Origin of the sequence: Bradyrhizobium sp. CCBAU 65884 (genome assembly GCF_028128835.1) — a bacterium.
In the GTDB taxonomy this organism is placed as follows: domain Bacteria; phylum Pseudomonadota; class Alphaproteobacteria; order Rhizobiales; family Xanthobacteraceae; genus Bradyrhizobium; species Bradyrhizobium ottawaense.
On the sequence record NZ_LBJU01000093.1, the window covers coordinates 52881 to 59034 of the forward strand.

Sequence of the window (6154 nt, forward strand, 5' to 3'; positions counted from 1 at the left end):
ATCAGGACGGGCATCACCCTCGAGCCAACCGAGCCCGTTGTCAGAACCTTCCCCGAAAGACCCGGCGCCTGCCGAGGACGTCGAGTCCGAGCCGCGGCCGGGGCGAGTGCGCAAGCCGATCGGCTGGTCGACGATCATCATCGCCGCGCTGGTCGCGGTGAGCGCGGCGCTGGTCTGGCGGCGTGATGGCACCGACGGCGTTCTCGATATTCTCACCCACGATCTCTCGCTGTTCTCAGGCATCCTGCCGCGCGTGCTCGCCGGCTGCCTGCTCGGGGCCTTCATCTCGGAGATCCTGCCGCATGAAAAGGTCTCGCGCTCGCTCGGGCCGAAATCCGGCCTGACGGGCCTTCTGATCGGCACAGCCTTCGGCGCGATCCTGCCCGGCGGTCCCTTCACCGCCTATCCCGTGGCGAGTGCGCTGCTCGCGGTCGGCGCCGATTTCGGCGCAACCATCGCCATGGTCGTGAGCTGGACCCTGATCGGCTATGGCCGGGCAGTGGCCTGGGAAATTCCGATCATGGGCACCGACTTCACGCTGTGGCGGATTCTGATCTCGCTGCCGCTGCCGGTGCTCGCAGGGGCCCTCGGCCGCTTCGTCTATGTCCGGCTCTATCCGAAGCGCGAAAGCGACGAGGACCCGGCATGAGCGCCGCGCTTTTCATCGACATCCTGTTGTGGGGCTCGGTGTTCGGCGTCGGCCTGATCGCGTTTCGCCGCGGCCCTCCGGTGTTCAAGGCCTCGCTGCGCGAAGGCTCGATGGACTTCATCAACATCGTGCCGCGGATTGCGCTCGGGGTGATCGGCTCCGGCTACATCGCCGCCATCATCCCGCAGGAGGTGATCACCGGCTGGCTCGGCCCGGACAGCGGCTGGCTCGGAGTTGCGACCGCCGTGGTCGCCGGCGCCGCCACCCCCGGCGGCCCCGTGATCGGCTTCTCCATCGGCACGGTGGCGCTGAAGTCGGGCGGCGGGGTGCCGCAGGTGGTGGCCTATGTCGTCGCCTGGGCCCTGTTTGCCTTCCAGCGTGTGATCTTGTGGGAAATTCCGTTCATGCCCGCCCGCTTCGTCTGGTTCCGCTGTGCCGTGTCGGTGCCATTTCCATTCGTGGCAGCGGCCATTGCGATGGTGATCGGCAAGCCCTGACACCCGGGTCGTGGACAGGGGTAATGTTATAATATAACGTCTCTGCATGGTTCCCGCCGCGTCCCACGCCCATCATCACGATCATGCTCACGGTCATTCCCATGACCATTCGCCTGCTCATGGCCATTCGCACGGGCACGACCACACCCACGCCCATGTCCACGACGCGGCCTCGCCGCATCCGGCCCAGGCCGCGTCCTGGTCGATCCTGCGCATGACCATGGCCGCGCGCCTCGGGGCCGCGCTCGCCGTCTGTGCCGTGCTCTGGGGCGTGGTCTTCCTGGCGATGAGGTGATGATGGCGGCGCTGCACTTTCACAACGTGACGCTCGGCTATGACCGGCATCCCGCCGTGCACCATCTCAACGGCGAGGTCGCGCGGGGCGCGCTGGTCGCCGTGATCGGCCCGAATGGCGCGGGCAAGTCGACCCTGCTGCGTGGCATCGTCGGCATCCTCCGGCCGCTCGACGGCAGCATCCATCTCGGCGGGCTCGACTCTCGCGATATCGCCTATCTGCCGCAGAGCGCGGAGATCGACCGCAGCTTCCCGATCTCGGTGTTCGACTTTGTCGGCACCGGGCTGTGGCGCAACGCCGGCCTGTTCGGTGGCATCGGCAAGGCCGCGCGCGGAAAGATCTTGCGCGCGATCGCCTCCGTCGGCCTCAACGGTTTCGAGAACCGTCCGATCGGCACGCTCTCAGGCGGCCAGATGCAGCGCGTGCTGTTTGCGCGCGTGCTGCTGCAGGACGCTTCGCTCATCGTGCTCGACGAGCCCTTCAACGCCATCGATAGCAAGACCACCGCCGACCTGCTCGCGCTGGTCAAGCACTGGCACGGCGAGGGCCGCACCGTGCTCGCCGCGCTGCACGACATGGAGATGGTGCGCAACCATTTCAGCGAGACGCTGGTGCTGGCGCGCGGCCCCGTGGCGTGGGGACCGACGGCGGAGGTGCTGACGCCGGAAAACCTGCTGGTGGCGATGCGGATGTGTGAGGCCTTTGACGACACCGCCGCGGCCTGCGCGGCCGATGACATCAACTCGCGGGCGGCGTGATCACCGATGCTCTATGACGCGCTGATCGGTCCCTTCACCGAATTCGAGTTCATGCGGCGGGCGCTGGCCGCCGTGATCGCATTGTCGCTGGCCGGCGCGCCGATCGGCGTCTTCCTGATGCTGCGGCGGATGAGCCTCGTCGGCGATGCGATGGCGCATGCGATTCTTCCCGGCGCGGCGGTGGGCTTCCTCCTCTCCGGCCTCAATTTGTTCGCGATGACGGCGGGCGGACTCATCGCCGGCTTTGCCGTCGCCATCCTCGCCGGCGTCGTCGCGCGCTCGACCGGGCTGAAAGAGGACGCCTCGCTCGCGACCTTCTACCTGGCCTCGCTGGCGCTCGGCGTCACCATCGTCTCGATCAAGGGCACCAATATCGACCTGCTCCATGTCCTGTTCGGCAACATCCTCGCGATGGACGACCAGACCCTGCTGGTGGTCGCCTTCAACGCCACGGTGACGCTGCTCGTGCTCGCGGTGATCTACCGGCCGCTGGTGATCGAGAGCGTCGATCCCTTGTTCTTGCGGACAGTCAGTCGCGCCGGCGGTCCCGCGCATCTCGCCTTCCTTGCGCTGGTCGTGATCAACCTCGTCAACGGCTTTCAGGCCCTTGGTACGCTGCTGGCGGTCGGCCTGATGATCCTGCCGGCTGGCATCGCGCGGTTCTGGTCACGCGATCTCACCGTCATGATCTGCATCGCCGTGGTCGCCGCCGCGGCTTCCGGCTATGCCGGCCTCGTGCTGTCGTTCCAGACCCGCGTGCCGTCGGGCCCTGCGGTCATTCTCGTGGCGACGGTGCTCTACATCGTCTCCGTGCTGTTCGGCCGCGTCGGCGGCATCGTCCGGCAGCTGTTTCCCGGCCGGCATCTGGAAGCGTGACGGCGATGCGGCTCATCCTGCTTTGTCTGCTGTTGCTGACTGCCTCGCCGCTGCACGCCGCGGAACGGCTCAACGTCGTCGCGAGCTTCTCGATCCTCGGCGACTTCGTCCGTAACGTCGGGGGAGATCGGGTCAACGTGACGACGCTGGTCGGCCCCGATAGCGACGTCCACGTCTATACGCCCGCGCCAAGCGATGCCAAGCGGGTCGCGGAGGCAAAGCTCGTCATCGTCAATGGGCTCGGGCTGGAGGGCTGGCTGCCGCGGCTCGTGCAGTCTGCAGGTAGCAAGGCAGTGGTCGTCACCGCGAGCGCCGGCATCACGCCGCTGAAGCTCGGCTCGGCCGCAGACCCCCATGCCTGGCAGTCCGTGCCCAACGCCAAAGCCTACGCAACCGACATCGCCAATGCGCTGGCCGCGGCCGCCCCGGATGATGCGGACTTCTTCCGGGCCCAGGCAAAAGCCTATCTGGAAAAGCTCGAAACGCTCGACCGCGAGGTCCGCGAGGCCGTGGCGAAAATCCCGCCGGAGCGGCGCAAGGTGATCTCCACCCATGACGCCTTCGGCTATTTTTCCGCCGAATACGGTATCCAGTTCATCGCCCCCCTGGGGGTCTCCACCGAAACCGAGCCGAGCGCCCGGGACATCGCGGCCATCATCGGCCAGATCAAGGCCCAAAAAATACCGGCCGTGTTCCTGGAAAATATCAGCGATGACCGGTTGATCCGGCGGATCGCGGCGGAGACCGGCTCAAAAGTCGGCGGGACCCTGATTTCGGACGGTTTGACCGGCGAAAAGGGGCCTGCACCCACTTACATTGATATGGTCAGGCACAATATAAAGGCCCTGACCAGTGCGCTTGACCACTAGGGCAGGGGCCACCCCGCCTCGCGTCGCGCGAAAAAGCCCTATGTCCGGAGTTGTTATGTCTGAAGCGACCTCCCAGAAAATCCCCGTGACCGTCCTGACCGGCTATCTCGGTGCCGGCAAGACCACGCTCTTGAACCGCATCCTGTCCGAGAACCACGGCAAGAAATACGCCGTCATCGTCAACGAATTCGGCGAGATCGGCATCGACAACGACCTCATCATCGGCGCCGATGAGGAAGTGTTCGAGATGAACAATGGCTGCATCTGCTGCACCGTGCGCGGCGACCTCGTGCGCATCATGGACGGCCTGATGAAGCGCAAGGGCAAGTTCGACGCCATCATCGTCGAGACCACCGGCCTTGCCGATCCGGCGCCGGTCGCGCAGACTTTCTTCGTCGACGAGGACGTGCAGAAGAACGCCCGCCTCGATGCCGTCGTCACGGTGGCCGACGCCAAGTGGCTGTCCGACCGGCTCAAGGACGCGCCCGAGGCCAAGAACCAGATCGCCTTTGCCGACGTCATCGTGCTGAACAAGACCGATCTCGTCAGCAAGGGCGAGCTTGCCGAGGTCGAAGCCCGCATCCGCGGCATCAATCCCTATGCGAAACTCCACCGCACCGAGCGCTGCTCGGTGGCCCTGGCCGACGTGCTCGACCGCGGCGCCTTCGATCTCGACCGCATCCTCGATATCGAGCCGGATTTCCTGGAGGCCGACGATCATGACCACGACCATGATCACCACCATCACGGCCATGATCATCACCACCATGATCACGGTCACGGCCTGAAGCATTATCACGACGAGGACATGCAGTCGCTGTCGCTCAAGACCGACAAGCCGCTCGATCCGAACGTGTTCATGCCCTGGCTCCAGAATTTGGTGCAGGTCGAGGGCGGCAAGATCCTGCGCTCCAAGGGCATCCTCGCCTTCCACGACGACGACGACCGCTACGTCTTCCAGGGCGTCCACATGATGCTGGAGGGCGACCATCAGCGGAAGTGGAAGGAGGGCGAGCCGCGCGAGAGCCGCCTCGTCTTCATCGGCCGCGAATTGCCGGAAGAGGCCATCCGCAAGGGTTTTGAGAGCTGCATCGTCTCGTGATGAAAGAGTTTACGCCGGCCCCCGATTCCGCCTCGATCGTCTCCGTCACCGATCGCGTCAAGCCTGTTACGCTCGGCATGGGCGTGACCTCGGTGCATTTCCTTGGCCCCCGCGCCGCCTTCGTCGGCGGCGAAGAGAACGTCGCGTTCGTGGACGCCCAAGGCGAAATCACGACGGTCGCCGTGCATGGCGGCGGCATTCTCTCGACGGCCTCCGACGGCAAGCGCCTCGTCATGGGCGGCGACGACGGCAAGGTCGTCTCGCTCGACGCCAAGGGCGAGGTGACGCTGCTCGCCACCGATCCCAAGCGACGCTGGATCGATGCGGTGGCGCTGCATGCGGACGGCTCCTACGCCTGGTCGGCCGGCAAGACGGCGTTCGTCAAGAGCGGCAAGACTGAGGAGAAGTCGCTCGAGGTGCCCTCGACCGTCGGCGGGCTTGCGTTCGCGCCGAAGGGCCTGCGGCTCGCGATTGCCCATTACAACGGCGCGACGCTGTGGTTTCCGAACATGGCGGGATCAGCCGAATTCCTGCCCTGGGCCGGCTCGCATCTCGGCGTCACCTTCAGCCCGGACAACAAGTTCCTGGTCACCACGATGCACGAGGCGGCGCTGCATGGTTGGCGGCTTGCCGACAACAGGCATATGCGCATGACCGGCTATCCCGGCCGCGTCCGCTCGATGTCCTGGAGCGCGGGCGGCAAGGCGCTGGCGACCTCGGGTGCCGACACCATCATCCTGTGGCCGTTCGCCAGCAAGGACGGCCCGATGGGCAAGGAGCCCGCAATGCTCGCGCCGCTGCAGGCGCGGGTCTCCGTGGTCGCCTGCCATCCGAAGAACGACATCCTCGCCGCGGGCTACAGCGACGGCACCGTGCTGATGGTGCGGCTGGAGGACGGCGCGGAGATCCTGGTCCGCCGCAACGGCACCCCGCCCGTGGCCGCGATCGTCTGGAACGCCAAGGGCACGCTGCTCGCCTTCGCCGATGAAAATGGGGACGGCGGTTTGCTGGAGCTTTAATCCGTCATGGTTCCGGCCGTAGGGTGGGCAGAGGCGCCCTTGCGCCGTGCCCACGATCTCTCCGCGAAACAATAGTGGTGGGCACGTCA

The 6154-nt window shown here is 66.0% G+C and carries 8 protein-coding genes; all 8 read left to right on the forward strand.

Features of this window, described 5'->3' with window-relative positions; translation table 11 throughout:
* Positions 1-37: 37 nt before the first annotated feature.
* The 8 genes from XI03_RS07545 to XI03_RS07580 are packed head-to-tail and all read left to right on the forward strand — an operon-like array spanning position 38 to position 6065.
* Positions 38-649: a permease gene (locus XI03_RS07545; protein WP_028139982.1), complete on the forward strand. Its 612-nt coding sequence runs from the start codon at positions 38-40 to the stop codon at positions 647-649.
* Positions 646-1146, forward strand: a complete 501-nt coding sequence (locus XI03_RS07550) for a hypothetical protein (protein WP_018316197.1) — start codon at positions 646-648, stop codon at positions 1144-1146. Before XI03_RS07545 ends, XI03_RS07550 begins: the two co-directional genes overlap by 4 nt.
* A 46-nt stretch (positions 1147-1192) precedes the next feature.
* On the forward strand, positions 1193-1441 hold the full coding sequence (locus XI03_RS07555) for a hypothetical protein (protein ID WP_271591745.1): 249 nt from the start codon (positions 1193-1195) through the stop codon (positions 1439-1441).
* Positions 1442-1443: 2 nt separating this feature from the next.
* Positions 1444-2199, forward strand: coding sequence for a metal ABC transporter ATP-binding protein (locus XI03_RS07560; protein WP_028139984.1), 756 nt, complete (start codon positions 1444-1446; stop codon positions 2197-2199).
* Between the two features lie 6 nt (positions 2200-2205).
* Positions 2206-3075, forward strand: coding sequence for a metal ABC transporter permease (locus tag XI03_RS07565; protein ID WP_028139985.1), 870 nt, complete (start codon positions 2206-2208; stop codon positions 3073-3075).
* A 5-nt stretch (positions 3076-3080) separates the two neighbouring features.
* Positions 3081-3944, forward strand: coding sequence for a metal ABC transporter solute-binding protein, Zn/Mn family (locus XI03_RS07570; protein WP_212474963.1), 864 nt, complete (start codon positions 3081-3083; stop codon positions 3942-3944).
* A 55-nt stretch (positions 3945-3999) separates the two neighbouring features.
* Positions 4000-5046: a CobW family GTP-binding protein gene (locus XI03_RS07575; protein ID WP_018316192.1), complete on the forward strand. Its 1047-nt coding sequence runs from the start codon at positions 4000-4002 to the stop codon at positions 5044-5046.
* Positions 5046-6065 carry a WD40 repeat domain-containing protein gene (locus XI03_RS07580; protein WP_271591747.1) on the forward strand — a complete coding sequence of 340 codons (1020 nt, stop codon included), beginning with the start codon at positions 5046-5048 and terminating at the stop codon, positions 6063-6065. Before XI03_RS07575 ends, XI03_RS07580 begins: the two co-directional genes overlap by 1 nt.
* Positions 6066-6154: the final 89 nt, after the last annotated feature.

What these genes read in the sequence shown, in the direction of transcription:
- XI03_RS07550 (WP_018316197.1), top strand. Translation starts at nt 646, where the DNA reads ATGAGCGCCGCGCTTTTCATCGACATCCTGTTGTGGGGCTCGGTGTTC.
- XI03_RS07555 (WP_271591745.1), top strand. Translation starts at nt 1,193, where the DNA reads ATGGTTCCCGCCGCGTCCCACGCCCATCATCACGATCATGCTCACGGT.
- XI03_RS07560 (WP_028139984.1), top strand. Translation starts at nt 1,444, where the DNA reads ATGGCGGCGCTGCACTTTCACAACGTGACGCTCGGCTATGACCGGCAT.
- XI03_RS07565 (WP_028139985.1), top strand. Translation starts at nt 2,206, where the DNA reads ATGCTCTATGACGCGCTGATCGGTCCCTTCACCGAATTCGAGTTCATG.
- XI03_RS07570 (WP_212474963.1), top strand. Translation starts at nt 3,081, where the DNA reads ATGCGGCTCATCCTGCTTTGTCTGCTGTTGCTGACTGCCTCGCCGCTG.
- XI03_RS07575 (WP_018316192.1), top strand. Translation starts at nt 4,000, where the DNA reads ATGTCTGAAGCGACCTCCCAGAAAATCCCCGTGACCGTCCTGACCGGC.
- XI03_RS07580 (WP_271591747.1), top strand. Translation starts at nt 5,046, where the DNA reads ATGAAAGAGTTTACGCCGGCCCCCGATTCCGCCTCGATCGTCTCCGTC.